This is a genomic window from Paenibacillus gyeongsangnamensis (assembly GCF_027533625.1).
In the GTDB taxonomy this organism is placed as follows: domain Bacteria; phylum Bacillota; class Bacilli; order Paenibacillales; family NBRC-103111; genus Paenibacillus_G; species Paenibacillus_G gyeongsangnamensis.
In genome coordinates this window covers 124,444-144,750 of sequence record NZ_JAQAGZ010000001.1, presented here as the reverse complement: position 1 = coordinate 144,750, position 20,307 = coordinate 124,444, and the positions used below count along the sequence as shown (strand labels likewise).

General features: G+C 44.3%; 10 protein-coding genes and 3 pseudogenes. 2 read left to right on the top strand and 11 right to left on the bottom strand.

Translation table 11 applies throughout. The annotated features are described in order from the left end of the window. Positions 1-17: 17 nt before the first annotated feature. The 3 genes and pseudogenes from O9H85_RS00635 to O9H85_RS00625 all read right to left on the bottom strand — a co-directional run bounded on the left by O9H85_RS00635 (position 18) and on the right by O9H85_RS00625 (position 3,267). A pseudogene (locus O9H85_RS00635) lies at positions 18-1,154 on the bottom strand (glycoside hydrolase family 88 protein). A gap of 93 nt (positions 1,155-1,247) precedes the next feature. Continuing rightward, positions 1,248-1,651, bottom strand: a pseudogene (locus O9H85_RS00630) (endo-1,4-beta-xylanase). Between the two features lie 158 nt (positions 1,652-1,809). Beyond that, the gene (locus tag O9H85_RS00625; RefSeq protein ID WP_269879337.1) at positions 1,810-3,267 is read right to left on the bottom strand and encodes an S-layer homology domain-containing protein; all 1,458 of its coding nucleotides are present in this window, start codon (positions 3,265-3,267) and stop codon (positions 1,810-1,812) included. A 463-nt stretch (positions 3,268-3,730) separates the two neighbouring features. Here O9H85_RS00625 and O9H85_RS00620 point away from each other — a divergent pair. Continuing rightward, positions 3,731-3,979 (top strand): annotated as a pseudogene (locus O9H85_RS00620) (IS6 family transposase); the annotation flags it as partial. 486 nt (positions 3,980-4,465) lie between these two features. Then, positions 4,466-5,923, top strand: coding sequence for a glycosyl hydrolase family 28-related protein (locus O9H85_RS00615; protein WP_269879336.1), 1,458 nt, complete (start codon positions 4,466-4,468; stop codon positions 5,921-5,923). 96 nt (positions 5,924-6,019) lie between these two features. Here O9H85_RS00615 and O9H85_RS00610 read toward each other — a convergent pair whose 3' ends face one another. The 8 genes from O9H85_RS00610 to O9H85_RS00575 form a co-directional block, all read right to left on the bottom strand. After that, positions 6,020-6,616, bottom strand: coding sequence for a helix-turn-helix transcriptional regulator (locus O9H85_RS00610; protein WP_269879335.1), 597 nt, complete (start codon positions 6,614-6,616; stop codon positions 6,020-6,022). 500 nt (positions 6,617-7,116) lie between these two features. After that, positions 7,117-9,393 carry a helix-turn-helix domain-containing protein gene (locus O9H85_RS00605; protein WP_269879334.1) on the bottom strand — a complete coding sequence of 759 codons (2,277 nt, stop codon included), beginning with the start codon at positions 9,391-9,393 and terminating at the stop codon, positions 7,117-7,119. 84 nt (positions 9,394-9,477) lie between these two features. Next, on the bottom strand, positions 9,478-10,368 hold the full coding sequence (locus O9H85_RS00600) for a carbohydrate ABC transporter permease (protein ID WP_269879333.1): 891 nt from the start codon (positions 10,366-10,368) through the stop codon (positions 9,478-9,480). Between the two features lie 18 nt (positions 10,369-10,386). Then, the gene (locus O9H85_RS00595; RefSeq protein WP_409348086.1) at positions 10,387-11,298 is read right to left on the bottom strand and encodes an ABC transporter permease; all 912 of its coding nucleotides are present in this window, start codon (positions 11,296-11,298) and stop codon (positions 10,387-10,389) included. A 191-nt stretch (positions 11,299-11,489) separates the two neighbouring features. Continuing rightward, positions 11,490-13,118 carry a type 2 periplasmic-binding domain-containing protein gene (locus O9H85_RS00590; RefSeq protein ID WP_269879331.1) on the bottom strand — a complete coding sequence of 543 codons (1,629 nt, stop codon included), beginning with the start codon at positions 13,116-13,118 and terminating at the stop codon, positions 11,490-11,492. A gap of 215 nt (positions 13,119-13,333) precedes the next feature. Then, positions 13,334-14,200 carry an AraC family transcriptional regulator gene (locus tag O9H85_RS00585; protein WP_269879797.1) on the bottom strand — a complete coding sequence of 289 codons (867 nt, stop codon included), beginning with the start codon at positions 14,198-14,200 and terminating at the stop codon, positions 13,334-13,336. Positions 14,201-14,521: 321 nt separating this feature from the next. Beyond that, positions 14,522-16,969, bottom strand: a complete 2,448-nt coding sequence (locus O9H85_RS00580) for a polysaccharide lyase family 8 super-sandwich domain-containing protein (RefSeq protein ID WP_269879330.1) — start codon at positions 16,967-16,969, stop codon at positions 14,522-14,524. Positions 16,970-17,002: 33 nt separating this feature from the next. After that, entirely contained in the window at positions 17,003-20,284 is a 3,282-nt protein-coding gene (locus O9H85_RS00575) for a glycoside hydrolase family 2 TIM barrel-domain containing protein (RefSeq protein ID WP_269879329.1), read from the bottom strand. Positions 20,285-20,307 lie beyond the last annotated feature (23 nt).

Sequence of the window (20,307 nt, the reverse complement as noted above, 5' to 3'; positions counted from 1 at the left end):
TATGAGAGTTCACCTCGTTAAGACACTGAAGCGGAACGCTCGTACCAATAACCCGGTATCGACCGCTCGAGCCGCATGAGCGCCTCCAGATAGTAATAATCCCCCCAAATCATATAATCATCCAAACCGCTATTGCCTCTTACATGGTAGGATCCATGCTTCAGCAGCCCTTCGGCTTCCTCTCCGATTGTAGCATAGTGCTTCACTAACGATTGCATCGTGCGCTCCAAGCTGTCTGAAATCCAAACGCGATCCGGGTCTCCTTCAGGCAGCAGCTTGAGCAGCTCAAGCATGCCACAGGCGGTGATGGCCGATGCCGAGCTATCCCGGCTTGTATGCTCCTCTATCGGAACGTCAAAATCCCAGTATGCGACGTGATCTTCCGGCAAATGATCGACGAAATAACGCAGCAGCCGCTTGGACGTTCCAAGAAACGCCGGATCCTGCGTATAGCGGTACGAAAGGGCAAATCCATAAATGCCCCATGCCTGACCACGCGTCCATGTGGAGCCGTCCCGATAGCCTTGATGCGTACCTCCGCCCAGCGGATTGCCATTCTCTTTCTGAAAATAAAACGTATGATATGAGGAGTCGTCTCCGCGAACTAAGTAACGTCTGGATAGCTCTGCTTGTTTATAAGCTACTTCTCCATAGCTGGGGTCACCTGACATTTGAGAGGCCCAGTACAGCAGCGGCAAATTCATCAAGCAGTCGATAATGATTCGACCACCGTTCTGCTCGTCGTTCTCATGCCCCCAGGCTTGCAAATACTCCCCTCGCGATCTTCATCTGCCCATCAAATGATCGGCGGCATGCATAGCAAGCTCGCGGGCATCGCTGTCCCGCTCTACAATCCACCCGGCAAGAGCCGACAATCCGTAAAGAAAACCGATATCGTGATGCTCCAAACATATACGCTGCTGCAGCCTGCGTTTGAAATCTCCAATTTGGAGTTGTGCCTGCTCTTTGAAATAAGGATCTCCGCTGTACTCATAACTCAGCCAAATAAGTCCTGTGTAAAACCCTTCGATCCAATCCGTATTTTCCGAACATTCATAACGCTTCTCATTAGTGATATGCGGAAACGTCAGCCCGTGCTGTTCCAGATTACGGCGAATCTTTCCCACCGCATCTTCAATTGCCCTACGCCACATGGAAATAGTCTCCCCTCTTTGTTTTCTTGCCGTATTATCACATTAAACATAGCGCAAGTATATCTACGATTTTTGCACGATCTTCATTTTTTCTTAAAGAATCTGATACCATGTACTGTGGCTGAAGCCGTCCGGCTGCGTTTCATCGATGACCTCGTTGACGACGTCCCATGCGTATACCTTGTCACCGAAGTGTGTGACCACGTTTTTAATATGGTTTTCGAGCCGCTTCCGAGGCAGGATTTTGTTAGCTTCGGTCGGTTGTGTCATTTGCTGGCCGTTCGCGTCCTTAAATAGCCAATCAGGATTACTAGTATGCCACACCAAAGTATGACCGCGGACTTTCATGTCGTTTGCTGTTGCGAAATTGACGATTGTATCCGCGTCAGCAAAGGTGAATGTATTTTCGGTTGGCTCTGTCTCCACTTCATGGCACCTTCTGCAATTACACTGTTGAAATGCTTCTTCAGCAGGTCGGCATGCACATCCGTCGTCATGTTCGGCTGGATCGCGGCTCCGATCGGGAAATACGCAGCGTACGAGACCGATTACTTGTTAGGAAAAAATGCCGAGAACTCCGTACGAATTTTCGGCTTTCTTTTTGATTTGATTTCTTAGCGTACGATGTCTCCTACTGTCTTTGGTATTTTTTCCATTACTGGTTTTGTGCTACCCAGACTTCAGCGACATCCATTCCCACATTACTTGTAGCAAGTGGCCCATATCCCCCTGCTGGTGGAAGTCCGGCCCAATTGTTGGCTGCCCCAATTTCACAACTTAAGATAAAGTATTCAGGAGATTGAGACACAGCATCATCAATTTCGGCATATTGCTGATTGTCAAAGAAAAACTTATAGGATGTTGGAGTCCAAAGCACAGAATAGTTATGCCAAGTCCCATCCATTGACTTGGGGGTTGTTGTGTTCTTGGAAACATTTTTATGATTCGCGCCGTATCCATCCCAATGGATAGTTGAAGGAAGGAAATTACTAATATTTTTCCCGGATTTATTCACTTTGCGAAACTCCACGACATCGATTTCCGTTCCTGATTTCCCCGGGTCACCTATATATTTCCCATTCGTAGCAGACTGCAACCAAAATGCGCTATGCGTCCCCGTCCCTCCTAAAAATCTAATCTTTGCGTTAAAGAGACCATACGTAAATTCATGTTTACCTTTAGTGTCTAGATATGCTGTGTAATTTTTCTCATTATCACTCCAACTGCGAATAGAGAGACCATCGGATCCAATAAAAGCAGAATCTGCAGTAAAAATTGCCTTATCTCGGGGATTAAGATTGAATTTCCAATTATCGGTATTCACTTCTGATCCCGAAAAATTATCCGCCCATACTATTTTATAGCCAGCTGGGAGAGGATAATCAGTAGCAACATTAGGGATATTTGTAGTGGATGTCGGCACCGATGGTGTCGGCAAATCCGTCGTCTGCTCACTGGAACCTGAAACTGCTGTTTTGGTTTGAAGAGCCCGATCAATGGTAACAACCGTTTCCGCACGAGTAATGTATGAATCAGCAAGAAAAGTTCCGTCTTCATATCCTCCCATGATCCCCTTGTACGCAACCATTTTGATTGCATGTTTGCTCCATTCCGGGATCTTTTGCACATCCGTAAACTTGTTTTCCGTAACGGGTTCTTGCTGAGTATCCAACTTTAATAATTTGGCTATCATGACAGCCGCTTCCTGACGATTTACCTTATTTCCTGGCCGAATGGTTCCGTCTTCATAGCCGTTGATGTACCCCGCTTTTACCGCTTTACGAACTTCATCATATTCCCAACCGGAAGAATCCAGGTCGGAGAAATTTACGTTCTCAATTTCAGTAAAACCGAATGCGCGATTCATCATCGTTATAAATTCTGCACGGGCCACTGTATTATTCGGTCTCACCGTATGGTCGTCATAACCTTTAATAAATCCTTTGCTGATCCAATCTTTCAGTTGCTTCTCTGCCCAATGTCCGGAAATATCTGAACCTGTGGATTCTCCTGCAGCTTTTGTTCGGAAGGCGGGTATGAATATAACTGTAGATAGGAGTATGGCAGAGATTAGAATCAGATTTAATAATTTGATTCTCCGACTTATGAACACGTATGCTTTCTCTCCTTTGCAACTACCAATTTTATTCCCAACCATTATCTTATCGAAAAAACATGTCAAAATCATGTCTATGACTTTGACCGAAGTTCCAAGGGCTTCGTCATTCGAGATTCCAGATAATAAATGAAATTTTAACCATTAGTGTAGTGTATTGCAAAACAGTTTTTCCTTTGACGCTACGGAACGTAGTGGACATGACTCTCATTTTATGTGATCTCATAAATCAGGGTTATGAGTTTTCCAGCTATCACTTTCAGGCCTACTACTGGCTATCTATGTTTAACGCTTGAAATCCATCAAGCCGTCTTAGACTCGCGATTGGTATGCTTGACTTTTGCCTTTCCCAAGCAGGATTTTCACCTGCTAAACTTCACAACCTATGCTTGGTCGGGTTGTGGTGCAAGAAATTTATCCATGCTAATATTGGATCTAAATGAATCAAGGGATGGGGTAAATGAGCTTGGAGACAACCGTAGATCTTTTCAAATGGAAACATTACGAATCGGAAATTATTTTGTTAACTGTCAGATGGTATTTGAAGTATAGTTTAAGCTACCGGGATGTCGCAGAACTGATGAAAGAACGAGGGTTACATATTTCGCATACAATGATCATGCGATGGGTACATCAGTTCGGACCTGAAATCGATAAACGAATTCGCCCCTACTTGAAACCAACGAGCGATTCTTTTCGAGTCGATGAATAGGTTGAAATACTACCTGTTCTTTCTGATGTTGAATGGATCCGTGAATTGTTCGGGCTGACTGCATGAAATTTCTTACATATTACGACCAAGACATTCATTTTTTATTTTTGCAACACAACCGGATATTGATTTGGTTTTGTGGGGAATCAGGACATAAAGCCGAGAGGTTCACCTAAAAAACGGAGCGCTGTGGGAGTGTGTTAAATATCGACCTAAATGTGCAATTTCATAACCTTCCTGTTTCACTTTCAATTAAAATGAGTCAAGAGTCAAGTGTTAATATTTGACATTAAATAATGTATATTTACCAACCCCCTCATTTTGTTTACTCTGAAACTGCATAATGAAACATAAATCCGAATTGGAAGGAGGATGAATAATGCTTACGTTCATACCCGTGAGCGAAAAGCGATTGAAGGCAAGTTCGCCTAGCGAATCCGCCATCAAGCTGCAGTTTTATTCATTTAAGAGAGGAGATTGACCATGAAAAAAATGTTCACTAAATTGATGACGCTTTCTTTATTTCTGGCCGTTGCAATGGTGTTTGCTCCGGTACAACAGAAAGTATGGGCCGAGACCGCACCGGCCGGTTCCATCGATGTCACGACTTTGGGTGTCAAAAATGACGGGGTCACCGATGATACTACGGCCATACAGAATGCGATCAGTACCGCCGCCAGTCAGGGAAAGAATTTGTTTTTCCCGCAAGGAACCTACGTAATTACCGGAAATATAACACCGGCGTCGAATGTTTGGTTCTTGGGCAGCACAGGTGGCAGCACCATCTTTGACGCCAGCAGTACCACTTCTTTTCCGACATTCAATCAGACCAATTATTACACAGTACTGAATAACGTTCAGTTCCACAACATCATTTTCGCCAACATGGGACTTAATTTTTACGGTGGCTACATTACTGGCATTGAAGTTCATGATAGTGCATTCATAAACGGTAGTTCCCCGGACCCATCTTCCGTTAATGATGTATCCAATACCAATTACTATATAAAAATGAGTCATAACTCCATTGTGGTGGATTCTTGCGTGTTCCTTCGCGGTAATAGCTACCCTGGCGGCGGTATTTTCACCTATCAGACCTCGGGGAGCAACGTAACAAACAACTACTTAGGTAACCTCAGTGTTCAACAATACGCCAATCCGATGCTCAATTCGACTGAACAGAACATACTGTCCCAATTGAACTCCATTTCTGCCAAGTATAATCTGGGCGGAAATCAAGGCAACTTTGTGAGATTTATGCAAGCTGATGCTGACTCTAATCTGGTCTTCCAGAATAACTTCATTTACGGCAATAAGGGGGATTACGTCACGTATGCCGACGGAAAAACCTCGGTTAGGGATCATATCCTCTATGCTCATGGCTACAACGGAATACAGGTCATTGGCAATTACTTTAGCGGCTGGGCGCCTGACCAATATGGCGGAGTAAAGTTGCGTAACTCAAATAACACGGTTGTGGCGTCCAACTTCATGGACGATACAGCGTTCCTATCGTACATCTATAATACGGATACGATTGCACCGATGACCTTCACGAACGCATTCTACTATAACAATTTCATCCGGCGCACTTACAATTTCAATGTGCCTTATGGCTCCGCTATGTACTGGCAGAACTTTACCAATAACCCCGACAATAACCAAGTAGGGGACACAACCAACAATGCATACTACAAAAACCTGCTTCAGACCGATGCAGCGCATGACGACAAGTTTAGCTTCGCTCAGACGGACATGTCAAATTTCCATTTTAACGGCAACATCTATACCAATACCAACACACCAATTATTGTTAACGGTTCCAGCACCTATGCTCAGGATAATGATTCAACCATTCAGGCTCTTTGCCCGGTAACTTTCAGCACGATCCAGAACGTACCCATTCCGCTTTATAGTACAGGAGGGGTACCGCCGCGCTAACGGCATCACATAATGGGTTTGGTTAATGCTTTACAGCGTAAAGAAACGAGCGGGTTCAACAATGCCCGCTCGTTTCTTTACGCTAAGTCGTCCTGTCTACTGGGTGGCCCGGTTCCCCCTTAAAGTCTCTTTGTATACTCCAGGCGTCATTCCTTCCTGCTTTTTAAAGGCGCGAATAAAAGACATGTCGTTTGTAAATCCAGTCATTTGAGCGATTTGGTGCACGGATAGGGAGCTGTCGCCAAGGAGCTTTTTCGATTCACCAATGCGAATGCCGGTGATATAATTGGAAAAATTTTGTCCGAGATGCTTTTTAAAGGCGGTCGATAAATATTGAGGCGTAATGTGGAAATGCTCGGCTACCATCGTCAAGCTTAAATTGCTATTATTATAATGCTCGATAATATACTGCATGATATTTCTATAAAATAAATTGCCATGATGGATATTTTCGGACTTTACCTTTCTGAAATACACACTGCCGGATTGGGCCCCATTCAACAGCTTCTCCATCGTGCTAGTCAACTCTATAAAAAAACATTTCCACATCTCCGGTGTAAGATTGTTCGCTTGAAAATCAACTTCAAAAATGTCATTCAGCAGTTCTTCTGTGTATATGATGCTCTCGATATTGGCAATGTCGATCGGCTCAATTTCCTTCTCCCTCAGATAAACGTATAAAGTTAGTTTCATACCTAGCCCTCATCTAATTCAAATAATAGTAAGCTACCCCCGATTGTCCTATATGTCCCTAAATGTAACCGATTCCATTTTTGGGTAAAGACGTCCGATGATACATTACTTCGGCCGAAAATCTATTTCAGGGCTTCCCGGCACTTAAGGAGAAAGCCCTGAAAGACTTTACTCTGCGACAAGATATATTGAGCGTCTCGCAGTAAATATTTTGCCGCTTCGCTTGAAATGTGTTTCCCGCTTTGCGCATGTACTTCACTCACAAAATCAACAAGATCGTTCGCGGCCAATTTGCTTTGCAAGCTATTAGAGATACCTTCGCTATCAATCCATTGTGTTTTGGTAAAAAGCGGTGCAACTGACGGGACATCCTGCACTTTTTTTCAAAAGCTGACGATTTTTTAACTCAAAAATCGCGTCAAATCAACAACCCCAGTCTAAAACTTTATTTTCTTCTAACACCTTTTCCTAATGGAGAAGCTAATATCCGCTTAAATAACTCAACACTTCCTTTTTTCCTTCATATACTGTCCAGGTGTCAATCCGGTAATCTGTTTGAATCGGCGAATGAAGCTGGAGGAATTCAAATAGCCTACCTGCACGGAAAGCTCATTCAGGGTTAAATCACTTGACATTAATAGTTCCTTCGCCTTATTCATCCTTAAATTCGTTGTATAATCAATAATGGTTTGTCCAGTCTGATTTTTGAAGTACTGGCTTAAGTTCGTCAATGTCATGCCGAAATGGTCAGCCATATTTTGTATAGAAAAATCACAATTTGCGTAATGGCTTTGAATATAAGAAACCGCGTCCGCAATCAGGCTTTGATCTTTTGCAGTTTTATTCTCGCGAATAAAAGAACATAGATTGGAACAAATGTTTTTGACTAGGTCAGTAAGTTCCTCAACCGTCTCAAATTCGGCAAGCATGGAGGCATTTGGATATTCGTCCTTGGGAAGAAGAAGCTCCTTGTTGATTTCTGTAAAAGTCCGCCAAATGACGTTCAAGATATCAAAACAAAGTCCTCTTGCGACAAAAAGAGGCGAATTGCAGGTTTTAATATAATTGATGATATTGTTCAACGCATTTTTAATTTCCAGATCATTGCCCTGTTTGATCAAGCTTTTCAAGATGTCAAGCTCTTTATGCGGATAGGAGTCCAACGAATCATCCTGATAGGATAATTCTTTGTTTAGTATAATGCTGCCATTCCCCTTCACCAGACGGTAATCAAGGGCGGCAGAGGCTTCCACATAGGACAACGGAATGTCTTTTATATCATGGTATACGTTGCCAACCCCAAATGTGGTTTGAAACTCAATCTCTTCTCTCAGACAAATTTGAAAAGCTTCAAGCTCAGCCAAGAGACTTTCCGATTGAACCTCATCCAGGGACAGAATGCACACCATTTTCTTTTGATCTAGATGTTCCCTTACATACCCGTTGAAAAATAAGTTTGAAATCCTTTCAAATTGATCCAGCAGCTCTTGAACAGTCTGAGATTTTCTTGCGTGATGCGTATGCAAGAGAACGATGACCACCAAGTAAAGCGGATTCCGAAACGATATCGCAAAGGGCTCCCCCTGCTGTTTTAAATCCTCCAGCGTGTGAATACGGCCCTTGAGAAGATTATCCAGGATAAAGTCTTTGGAAGCGATTCTGGTGCTGGATATTAAACTTTTGTTCTGATTGGAAAGAAAATCGATCGTATTTTTAACAACATCAATTTCATTTTCGGATTGGTTCGTATGCTGCAGAATCCTGGTTGCATAGTTTTTCAGATTATAGATCGGTTTATAGTTGGTTTGCATATTGAAATAGATGATAATGCTTCCAATCACTAATAGCAGGAGCACGACCAGAATAAATTGAGCCTGAATGCCGTTCGTCTTTTTTAAAACATCCTGCATCGGAGTAAAAGCGATATACTTCCATCCCGTCTCGTCGGATTTCAAAACAGACATTAGCATCTTCTTATTGTCTACTTCCACCATTTTGGTAAAATGATTCCCGTTATCGCCAAGATACTCTTTAAGGTTATCCGATGTTAAATTTATCGAGTTACTTGATGATGTAATAACCTGATTAGTCTGATCCAGAATCAGAATGCTTGAACGATATCCGCCAAAATTGTCTTCTATCATTTTAGTAAAAGACTGTTCATTCACCAAAAAGAGAACCGTTGTCTTAGCATCCGTTCCGAAACTGGAAATGGGATATAAAAAGGTTACCATTCTTTCCGGTTCACGATCATACTTGATAACATCCTCTGCCGGGCGTACTTTAGGAACCTTAAGCGAGTTGATATCCTTTTTAAAATCCTCTTCTGTCCAGTGACTGTATCTGAATGCATGATTGATAAACAACGGTATGGAATACGAGCTTGTGCTGGAGTAAATATACGAATCTCCACGGAAGTAGACAATAATATCTTTAATAAGGCTGTTCGAAGCCAAATATTTGCCAAGTTCACGCTGTGCATCGATAGCAAGGTTAGGATCATTCAAGGCGTAATAGGGATTTAAGTTCCTGTTCATTTGAATATGGGTTTGTATGCTGCCAAATTGCTTAATATTGGCATCCACGATATACATGACCCGATTTAGCGTATTTGCGTTATTCGCAATCAGCTCGTCCTTAAGTACACCTATGAACCGGTTGTTCACAAAAAATACCATGATTAGAATGCAAAGAAATAAAATAATGACGTAAGACATCAAATATTTAAAAAACAAAGCTTTCTCTTGTATGAAAGATTTCATCACTTCAGCCCCCATAGGAAGTCCTCATCCAAATATTACTATACAGGGCCTGCTGAGCAAACAAAAGTCTTTACTTCATTATGTTACCGGCATCCTGAGCTAGCCCTTTATGGATCCAACCATAACTCCTTTGATAAAATACCTCTGAAGAAAAGGATACAATAGCAGCATCGGAACGCTTGCAACAATAATGACGCCATATTTGATCTGCTCCGAAATAAGTCTGGTTTCCTCCATCATTGAAACATCATCCGTCATCGCAGACATATTCTGCGATTGGATCAAGATGGATCTTAAGATTAACTGGAGCGGAAACTTCTCAGTACTATTAAGATAAATCATCGACTTAAAAAAATCGTTCCAATGCCCCACTCCATAATAAAGAGCAAGTACGGCAATCACGGCTTTGGATAAAGGAAGCACCATCGTAATAAAAAATCTGAAGGGTGAACATCCGTCAATAGCTGCCGCCTGTTCCAGTTCTTCCGAAATATTGGATTCAAGAAAGGTGCGTGTGATGATAACGTTAAATACACCCACCGCGCCAAGTATAATCATCGCCAGCGCTGTGTCACGGAGCCCAAGATTTTTGACCAATAAATATTGCGGAATTAATCCTCCGCTGAAATACATTGTGATCATGAGCATCGTCATCATCCATTTGCGTCCTGAGAAATATTTGCGGGATAGCGGATAGGCAATCATCATCGTCAATAGAACATTGAGGAAAGTTCCTGCCACCGTATAATAAATTGTATTGGCATATCCTGTCCAAATTCTTGTATCCCGGAATATTCTTGCATATCCTTCTAAAGTAATGCTTTTGGGGAACAGATATACATTTCCGCTAACTACATCATTTGGATTCGATATGGAAGCTATGGCAATGAAATATAATGGGTATAACACGACGAGCAGAAAAAAACCAAGCACTACATAATTGATGAGATCAAAGATGCGATCCTCTTTGGAGCTTTTAATCGTTTTCAACGTTGCCGCACTCCCTTTCTACCAGAGACTGGAACCGCTCAATTTTTTGGCAATACGGTTTACACTAATCAGCAGTATAATATTGACCATCGTATTGAAAAGTCCAATTGCCGTTGAATAGCTGAACTGGTTGCTTTCCAGACCCATCTTATATACATAAGTTGAAATAATTTCAGATGCATCAATATTTAAAGGATTTTGCAGCAAATAGGCTTTCTGGAAACCTACATTCATGACGGAGCCCATGCTGAGAATAAATAGAATGACCATCGTTTGTGAAATTCCCGGAATATCTACATGCCGGATGATCTGAAACTTGCTGGCCCCGTCCATTTTTGCAGCTTCGTATAACTCAGGGCTTATCGATGATAGGGCAGCAATATAAATAACGGTTCCCCAACCTGCATTCTGCCATATGCCTGACCATACAAAGATGCTTTTCCACAAATCCGGACGCGCCATGAAGTTGATTTTGTCTCCACCAAAACCAGCGATGATATGATTGACCACACCGACGCTGGGCGACAAAAATATGAGCAGCATGCTGGAGAGAACCACGACCGAGATAAAATGAGGCGCGTATGTAACCGTCTGCACAACCTTTTTGAAACGTTGGCTTCTTGCCTGATTTAACAGCAATGCAAGGATAATGGGTATTGGAAAACCAGCTAGCAATTCATAGATACTTACGCCAAGCGTATTTTTTAACACCGTTATGAACTGATACGATCCAAAAAATCTTTCAAAATGCTTAAATCCTACCCAAGGACTGCCCCATATCCCCTTGGAAGCCGTAAAATCTTTGAAAGCCAGCTGGATTCCATACATAGGAATATAATCGAATATGATAATGTACAATAGTGCCGGCAAGCACAGCAAGTAAAGCTGATAATCGCGAGAGAATATTTTTTTTATACGCCGCTTCCACATGAGTCGGGCATCATTGCCGGTTTTCGCATGATTCTTGGGTACCGATTTTGCAATTTCCACAGGGGTTCATCTCCTCCATCGAAGTCCATGATCTCACGATTCATTTCACATCGATCCATATCCTATTGCTGCAACAAGGCAGTTGAAGCTTTTGAGAGCTTTAAACTGCCTTGTTGCACTGCTAAATAAAACTATTTCGATTTGTCGTAGTATTTCTGCTGAATATTTACTAATTCGTCTATTCCGAGTTTCTTCAATTGATTTAAGTATTCATTCCAATCGGCCTCAACCCCGCCGCTATAGATCCACTTTGCAGTCATTTTGGTTACATATTGTCCGATATCGGTTGTAATAATGGTAACGCGTTCAGAGTCTTTTTGATCCATGAAAGGACTCATAAAGACTTCTTTCGGGAAGTAAGGGCTATATATCTTTTCCGCTTCTTCCTTGGATAACGTGGCGGCAGTTTTTTTGTTCAATTTGTAATCTTCCGCAAGCTGGACGTACAAGGAAAAATTCACAGGTGTATCCGCCGATTTCTCAACGGAAGAATACTGTTTCCCATCCGGTTTCAAAATTTCTTCGAACTGGCCATTGCCCAATTTTTTAATGTACTTGTCATAAGGGCCATTCAAATTTTGTATGGATGTGTCCGTATCATAATGCATGTCTGCCCATTTCAACAAGATTTCCGGGTTTTTCGCCTTGTTGGTGATTGCAAAAGCAATATCGAAATTCACGGGGGTTACCCGTTTCGCCCAACGCTGCTTGCCATCAGGGCCTTTAAGCGGGGGCCCGTAAACAAATACATCGCTGCCGATTGGCGTATTCGCATTAGCAGTTGACCAATACATAGCGGCTCCGACAGAGGGCACTTTACTTGTTACCTTTGCGTTATACGCATTTGAATCCATAGTGAAGGCTTCTTTATCGATCAAACCTTCGGCTCCTAATTTGCCCAAAAATTTCATGGCTTCTTTGTATTCCGGTTGACCGGGAACAAATATGACTTTTCCGTCTTTTATATCAACCATATTTTGAGGCATGATTAATCCGGTAAATCCGATCAAGGAAGAAATCCCATTTATTTTATCTACACTTCCATTCGTACCAAAACGGAACGTTAACGGAATCTCATCATCCTTGCCGTTGCCGTTTAAATCCTTCGCTGCCTTGATCGCTTTCAGGTAATTGTAGAATTCATCTGTTGTGGTCGGAATCGTCATTCCCAGTTTATCCAGCCAAAGCTTGTTGTATAATAACGTGTCATTGGTATTGGTCGTACTTTCTTGATAAGAAGGCAAACCATAAATATGACCGTCCGGAGCAGTCATTTGCTTGAGCAAATCCGGGTTTTTTTCTACCAATTTTGTAAAATTGGGCATGATATCTTTATTGATCATCTTTTCTATAGGAATTAGCAGCCCCTGGGAGCTGTAATTCGTATATTCATTCCCATCAATGGCAAATCCACCATAGAATGCGTCCGGCAGATCGCTGCTGGCAAATGCCAGCTTGCTTCTTTGCTTATACGCATCCCCTGTTCCCCAATCCTGCCAATCAATATGAACATTGGATTTTTTCTCAAACTGCTCGTTCCAGGCCGTCAATGATTGATAAGGCTTAAACCCGTCGCTTCTGCTTTGTACGATAGAATACTTCGTCTTTTCCTTAAGCGGAAATTCTACGGACTGAACATTTGCAGACTGCTGCTTGGACGAGTCCGCCCCTTTGCTTGCATCCTTGTCGCTGCTGCAGCCCGTCATCGTAACGGAAGCCAGCATACTGAGTGCGATGAAGGATGATAATTTCTTCTTCATCTAAGACCCTCTCCTTTGTAGTTAATCGTTTGCAAGTCATTTGAAAGCGCTTAATATTCTTGCATGATTTATATTAGTACAAGGCTTTCTTAACGTAAATAAACATTATTTTCTGTATCTGCAGAATTCCAAATAACCCGTAAACCCTTGTCCCATAAGGGTTTACGCCTGATAACCGGATACTTTTTACGAGAAGCGATTAAAAAAACAAACAGTCAGGATTCTCCTGACCGTTCACTATAACCTTGCTGTTGATTTTTCCCTAGGCTTTCCGGATGATATTCGCCCCACATTCGATACTGCTTCGGGGACATATTCTCGTACCTCTTGAATAATTTGGAGAAATAGCTGCTGTCGGTAAATCCCGTCTGCTTAGCAATTTCGGATATCGGATAATCGGTATTCATCAGCATTCTTTTCGCCTGCGTCAATCGGTATTTTATCAAATATTCCGAGAAAGAATAGCCTGTATGAAGCTTGAAAAGCCGTGCAAAATGATATTGGCTTATTATCGCTTCTTTGGCTGTCTGTTCTAGCGTAACCTGTTTATTATAATGTTTCTCGATAAAGTTAATGCCCTTCCAAATTTCTGTTCTGTACTCTTTGCCTCTTGTTATATCCGTAATGTTCTCTGTTTCATTACGCTGAATTAACGACATCTCGCATAAAATTTGATGAATAATGGTGGAAACTCTGACTTCGAAATGGGCGGTTCTATTCTTCACCAGATTCACAATTTCTCTAAACCAGGTATGAAAAGCGGCGTTCGATGAAGCGGTCTCGTAAATCGGGCATCGATCCGCACTTAAAAATTCGTAATAGTATGGGGCCTGCATTCCGCCAAAATGAACCCACAATAATTCCCAAGGATCATTCGGATCGGAGAAGTACCGGTGTTCCGAATTCAAATCCAATAAAAAGATTTGCCCTTGTTTCACTTTATAAGTTACTTGATTGCATGTGACAAAGCCGCTTCCCTTTACAATATACTTGAGCTGGAAATCAGAAATATTCCCGGCCCCTCTTCTTATATCATATTGCGGACCGCAAATATACCAGCCGGCCGCATGAATGTAGAACATGAATCTTTTGATCATTTCACTGGGAGTATGATAATATACGTTTCGCTGCAGCCAAACGTTATTCGACATCTGTTTATTCACCACACGATCGTTGTGATAATGTAACCAGCAGTCCGATACGAGACCTTCTATACTTGTATCTCATACCCTTCCTGTTATCGATTATATCATATGTAGTCACGCCGGCAACCAGGATAAACGGCTGCGCCGTCCTTGTTCTTGCAAGGACCAGCGAGCTATAAGTTGCGACAACTTATAATCTCAACTTTCGCAGCTTGAAATTGCTACTTCCCACCATGCCGGCTTTTCAACCAAACTTGACTATTGTTTATCTAAACTCAACACTACGGTAATTGGCTTGCCGATCTCAGGCTTTCCAGGCAGTTTTATGGGCACAGCATACCATGGCTCCTCGGCTGTAATGCTTTCCCCTATAACCGGGATGGTCAAATAAACGATAAGCTCTTTCAAATTCACATCCTGACAAGGATCGCTAACCGTTACCAACAGCTCTTCTCCTTGCTGCTCCAGCATGACTACCGCAGAATGAGAAATCTTCATGCTGAACGTATCTGCTGTACATACTGTACCGCTATCATAGAACACAGCCTGAAGAATGCTATGGTCTTTATTGGCCACGGCCTGTAATCCGGTTGTGTTGGAAATGATTCGGACAGGATTGGAGTCCAGAAACGTTTGCGGCTCTTGATCGCCGGTATACATTAAATACGAATACTTGCTTTCAACAGGCGCCTGCCCATGATTGATCCACAACTGGAATACTTTACACGTTTCATTATCTTCTTGACGATTAGTAGAGTTCAACAGCTCCCAATGTGACTTCCTCTCCTCCGCCAGCATAGCTACTTCCCCGGATGTATGTTCAGGAAATACCGCATATAGAATTCCGTCCTGCTTCACCCATGGAATACCCTTGCCGGATTCGAGCCCTCTTACTTTGAACCTTCCCTTGTGACCTTCTATCGGCAGTCTCTCATCGGAAGAATATATAATATCCGTTGCCCAGCTCGTCTGATTGATCGTGGTCCGGATCTCGCTCCCCAATTCCGGCTGCAGATCCGATATCCCGGCACCAAGGCAGACAATCATATCTTCCATAATAAAATAACTCTTATAAGCTTTAACGCCGAAAATTTCTTTATTCGATTGATTATGCTTTATACCGGCTCCGTCCGCTTTACGCCGGTCATCCTTCTCGAATATAAATGCCGCAGCACCGTTTTCATCCCGGGCAACTCCCCCAGCAAACGGATGAAGGCTGTTATAGCCTGACCAATTTGTCTCGGGCACGAGCTTTGCCGTCTCTACATGGCGGGCCGTTATACCGGGCAACGAGGCTATTTCCCAAGCCCCTTTGCTTTTTGCCCATTCATCGCCGTTTCTGGCGATCACATAGTAACCGTCTGCTGTAAAGAAGTTAAGCCTATCCGCCATACTATGAGCGAATTCTACACCGCTGCAACGGTTTGAAGCCATGTTTACGTAGAAATACAGCCGATCCGTTTTCTTGATTAAATCATCATTGTTCCAGAAGTAACGTACGCCCTTGTAATATCCCAATGGATAGCCATCCATATGTTGGATATCTCTCCGCTTGAGAAGCTCGTTCATTTCTCTCAGCTGCTCTTCCGTCAACAGACGACCAAAATTTTCTATCAGCAGTTGCGCTAGATCGAAGATATAGTCAATGTCGTCTTTTATCTTCTTTGCGAAGATATTCCTAGTCTGCATCGGAGCGTCCCAATCCTTATAATGGCTCCAGCAGATTCCGCGAATAAAGTTGATCAGCCAGTCGACGTTACCGCATGTGATCTCGTTCTCCCACGGGGTTCCTTGTAATTCCTTTATGATTCTCAACCCAGACAGTATGCCATCTTTCGGGTAGCCGCTATTGTAAGCTTGCGGGCCGTGCCCCCAACCGAAGCCGTCGGCGCAAATCCCTTCGTTCCAAAAAGACTCGTCGTTGTTGGTATGCGAAGTCGGAGTAAGAAAATGGCAGACTACATACGTGAGTGTCTCTATCATTTGTACCGATTGCAACATCACCGCCGTGTGAAATGCAGGGCGATAAGTTACGGCATTCCCCCCTACCCACCAGACATGTTTACGAAACCGTTCGATACTAATCGGATGGCTGTCGGTATGATCTCCGCGAAGAGGCAATGTCCATGCTTGAAGCGAGCATCTGCTTAGCTGCTTATGCACTTCCATTGCCAATTGATCTATAGCAGCCCCCTTTTCGATGGCTTCCATATCGTTGAGAAAGAAAAAAAACATATTCGTAACGGCAACGGGTATTGCAAATACAGAGCTATGAAAACGGGTCCATCCCCTATCCGTCCTGTCCGCTTCCAATTTGCAATAATAAGAAATACCTTTAAAAATCTTGTTTTTCAAAAGCTCATCCTGCAACGGTTTTTCACGGGACCAATGGAATGCTTCCGAAATCGCAGTCAACCGCATGATCGCAGCATAGATGTCGCCGAAGGAATCATTCAGATCAGCGAAGCAACCATCCTCTTGCAGCTGTAATTTATATTTATCAAGCTCGTTAAACGATGCATAGGTTTTAGCGCGAAATGGCGTGCGGGCAATTTGCCTGCGCAAATCTTCTAAAGCTCGACTCTTTATTGAATACCGCTCGTCCGTGTTCTTGCGCAGCTTGTGTACACACTCCCTGCATTCCAAAGCACTACTCCAGTAGGATTCAGGAATCAGCTCTCCATTTAAACTTGGTTGAGTCTTCATAAAACTTTCCCTCACTCCTCATTATTTGATCTATCAAAAACGGTATCCGACCTCCGCCTGTACATCCGGGTCGCTGGGATCCCTGTAAAGAACACGTTGTGCCGAAGGCTCCCCTGAGCCTTTCAAGTACCCATTCATTTCAGCCTCTGGTTTCGGAAAATAATCAATTCTGGCCGATTTTCCGATATCGCCCATCTCCGGAGAATAAGGCTGAATCCGGAACCGAAACTTGACAATTTGCGGATATAGCTTATATTTCTCCATTACTTCCGGACCGCAGCTTCGGTTGCCGAGTCCCGTTTGTTTATAATCGATCGAGACGACCGCTTCTTTTCGAGGGGTTATATCTTTGACATTGTTTGCTTCAGCCAGATCGTGAGCGGTATAGTGGAGCACAGAAGCGGCTACAGGTTCGTCCGCAACCAATAAAATCCCCTCGTTCGACTCGTTGACAAGAGCCAGCCAGCGCAGCTCCTCTTTGTTCCCATTTTCCTGCGGTTTAATGTAAGGCACGAACTGATCGGTAACGGTCGATACGTATCTGCCGATCCGCGCCCCCGCCTTGCGATCGGAGTAGCTTTCATGCGGACCTCTCCCGTACCATATCAAATTCTCCAATTCACCGCTTACCCTCATCTGTACGCCGATTCTTGGCAGCACCGGAAGGTCGCCGAAGGGCCGAATATGATGTTCAAAATAAATGCATCCGTTCGCAAGCACGGTATAGCGGCAAAGATGAACGAAGCCTGTTCCTTTTTTACCGTTCCATTGCTTCTCTATCTTTATGCTTATTTCGCCGGATGGCGTTGTCTCAGCCGTTATGCTTATGACGCGTCCGCTCATTTGATCGAGGCCCGCCTGAAGCCAGCCGTTGTCGCCAATAAAATAGGAGCTGCGAAGATCGTTATCCGTCGGGGCCCGGAAGACCTGAAGAGAGGGACCGAATGGAATGCCCCCATCCTGCGGCATGACGGGCCGGTTCTTGTAGCTTAGCTCTTCAATACAGCCGGATACTTTGTTAATGGCAAGCTGAAATTCACGGCCTCGGATATCTATCCGGTCATCCGTTTCCGACATGCGAAGCGGCTCTTGCCCGGATAGAGGAAATAACGGTGCCCGCGGAACTTCATAAGGAACCCGGAGCTGCCCCCATGCCAATTCGTGCCCGGCTTCCGCCCAACGATTGCCTTCAGCCAAGCAGACGGAAAGCCGCAAAACATATTCCGCTCCGGGCTCCAGCTTCGGACGACAGAACGGTATATGAACGGACACGCTTTGGCCGGGAGCTGCATCCACGGAAGGTAGAAGACCGTCCTGTATGACAACTCCATCTTCCTCAAGATACCAGTGAAAGCCGAACTGCTTCAGGTTGATGTGACTGTATTTGTTTACAACCGTGATCCAGCCGTTCTCGATGTCCTTAGGCTCGAATGAGACGTATTGGTATACCTTCTTGACCTCCATCAGCTTCGGGGTCACGTCGCGATCCGGCGTCACCACGCCGTCAATGCAAAAGTTCCCGTCGTTCGGTATGTCGCCGAAATCCCCGCCATAGGCAAACCAAGGTTTGCCTTGAGGATCGATCCGGCGTATCCCGTGATCACACCATTCCCAAATAAATCCCCCGATCAGACAAGGGTACTGTTCGATCGCATCCCAATACTCCTTGAGATTCCCCATGGCATTCCCCATCGCGTGTGCATATTCGTTGGTGACAAAGGGCCGGTCCGTGTTCCGCTGCCCCCGTTCAATCATCCATTCCACCGGGGGGTACGTCTCGCTGTCCATATCGGCTACACTGTTCATTTGTCTTTTATGAATAAGGCGGGTAGGATCTGTTGTTCGGCTGTAAGCGGCCATCAGAGCCACATTCTCTCCTTCCCCCAGCTCGTTGCCCAGCGACCAGATGATGACGGAAGGATGATTCTTATCACGCTGAACCATACTGGCTATACGGTCAAGCGCCATCATCATCCACCTCGGATCGTTCCCCGGAAGCACGTTATCCCGGTAAGAGATGCCGTGGGATTCGACGTTGGCTTCATCCATGACATAGAGACCGTATTCATCGCATAGATCGTACCATCTCGTATCGTGCGGATAGTGCGCGGTCCTCACGGCGTTGATATTAAACTGCTTCATCAATCGGATGTCCTGAACCATCCGCTCATATGAAACGGTACGTCCCGTATCCGGATCGAACTCCTGCCTGTTCATGCCTTTCAAGAGTACCGGCTTCCCGTTCACGAGCAATCGGCCTTGCTTCACGGCTACCTTTCTAAATCCGGTACGGCAAGTAACCGCCTCAATGACCCCGCCCTCAGGATCTTTCAGAAGCAGTATGGCCGTGTAAAGATTCGGCGTTTCCGCCGTCCATTTCAAAGGGTTGGTTACTTTTATCCGAAATTCAACCGTTCTCATCGTTCCTGCCAAGATCATGCCTGGTTTATTGGCCGGATCGCAGGTCATTCCCGACATCAGAGGCTCGCTTCCTGACAGTGCACTCCCACCTCCGTCAAAAAGCTTGACCTCCACCGTATGAGGAGGTACGGCTTGCCCAGAGTAATTGATTACCTTGGCTGTCACTTGAAGCTCAGCATCCTCGCAGCAGTCATCCAGCTCGGAACGGACGAAGAAATCGAACAAGTGCACCGAAGGGGTGGAGAACAAAAACACTTCGCGAAAGATTCCGCTCAGCCGCCACATATCTTGGTCCTCCAGGTATGAGCCTGCAGACCACCGGTACACCTGTACGACTAACACATTGATGCCTTCACGCAAATAGGCGGTCAAGTTGAATTCTGCGGGACACATGCTGTTCTGACTATACCCAACGCGCTCTCCGTTCAGCCAAATATAAAATGCACTCTCGACTCCGGCGAAATGGATAAATACCTGCCTGCCATCCCATCCTTCAGGCACCTCGAATGTCATTCGATAGCAGCCGACCGAATTTCGTTCGTGCGGAATAAACGGCGGGTGCAGCAGCTCCTTAACCGGCTGAAAGGGATAGCGAATATTGGAATAAATCGGCGTTCCCCAACCCTGCAGCTGCCAATGGCCCGGGATCTTGATCGTTCCCCAACGGCTATCGTCGTAATCCGCCCGATAGAACGCACCCGGAAAGTCATCGATCTGATCGCAATAGAAGAACTTCCAATCCCCATTCAGTTCGTATTTATACGGTGATTGCTTCAATCGTGCCGTTTCTTCGTTCGCATAAATAAGCATATCGGCATGTGCCGGCTCCTTATGGATCCCTGTAATCTGCGGATTTTCCCACTCGCTGAATTCTTGATATTTATGCAATCTCATGCTGTTCTCCATTCCTTCCTGTT

Excerpts from the sequence above, each read along its gene's own strand:
- O9H85_RS00615 (WP_269879336.1), top strand. The coding sequence starts at position 4,466 with ATGAAAAAAATGTTCACTAAATTGATGACGCTTTCTTTATTTCTGGCC.
- O9H85_RS00610 (WP_269879335.1), bottom strand. The coding sequence starts at position 6,616 with ATGAAACTAACTTTATACGTTTATCTGAGGGAGAAGGAAATTGAGCCG.
- O9H85_RS00605 (WP_269879334.1), bottom strand. The coding sequence starts at position 9,393 with ATGGGGGCTGAAGTGATGAAATCTTTCATACAAGAGAAAGCTTTGTTT.
- O9H85_RS00595 (WP_409348086.1), bottom strand. The coding sequence starts at position 11,298 with ATGTGGAAGCGGCGTATAAAAAAAATATTCTCTCGCGATTATCAGCTT.
- O9H85_RS00590 (WP_269879331.1), bottom strand. The coding sequence starts at position 13,118 with ATGAAGAAGAAATTATCATCCTTCATCGCACTCAGTATGCTGGCTTCC.
- O9H85_RS00585 (WP_269879797.1), bottom strand. The coding sequence starts at position 14,200 with ATGTTCTACATTCATGCGGCCGGCTGGTATATTTGCGGTCCGCAATAT.
- O9H85_RS00580 (WP_269879330.1), bottom strand. The coding sequence starts at position 16,969 with ATGAAGACTCAACCAAGTTTAAATGGAGAGCTGATTCCTGAATCCTAC.
- O9H85_RS00575 (WP_269879329.1), bottom strand. The coding sequence starts at position 20,284 with ATGAGATTGCATAAATATCAAGAATTCAGCGAGTGGGAAAATCCGCAG.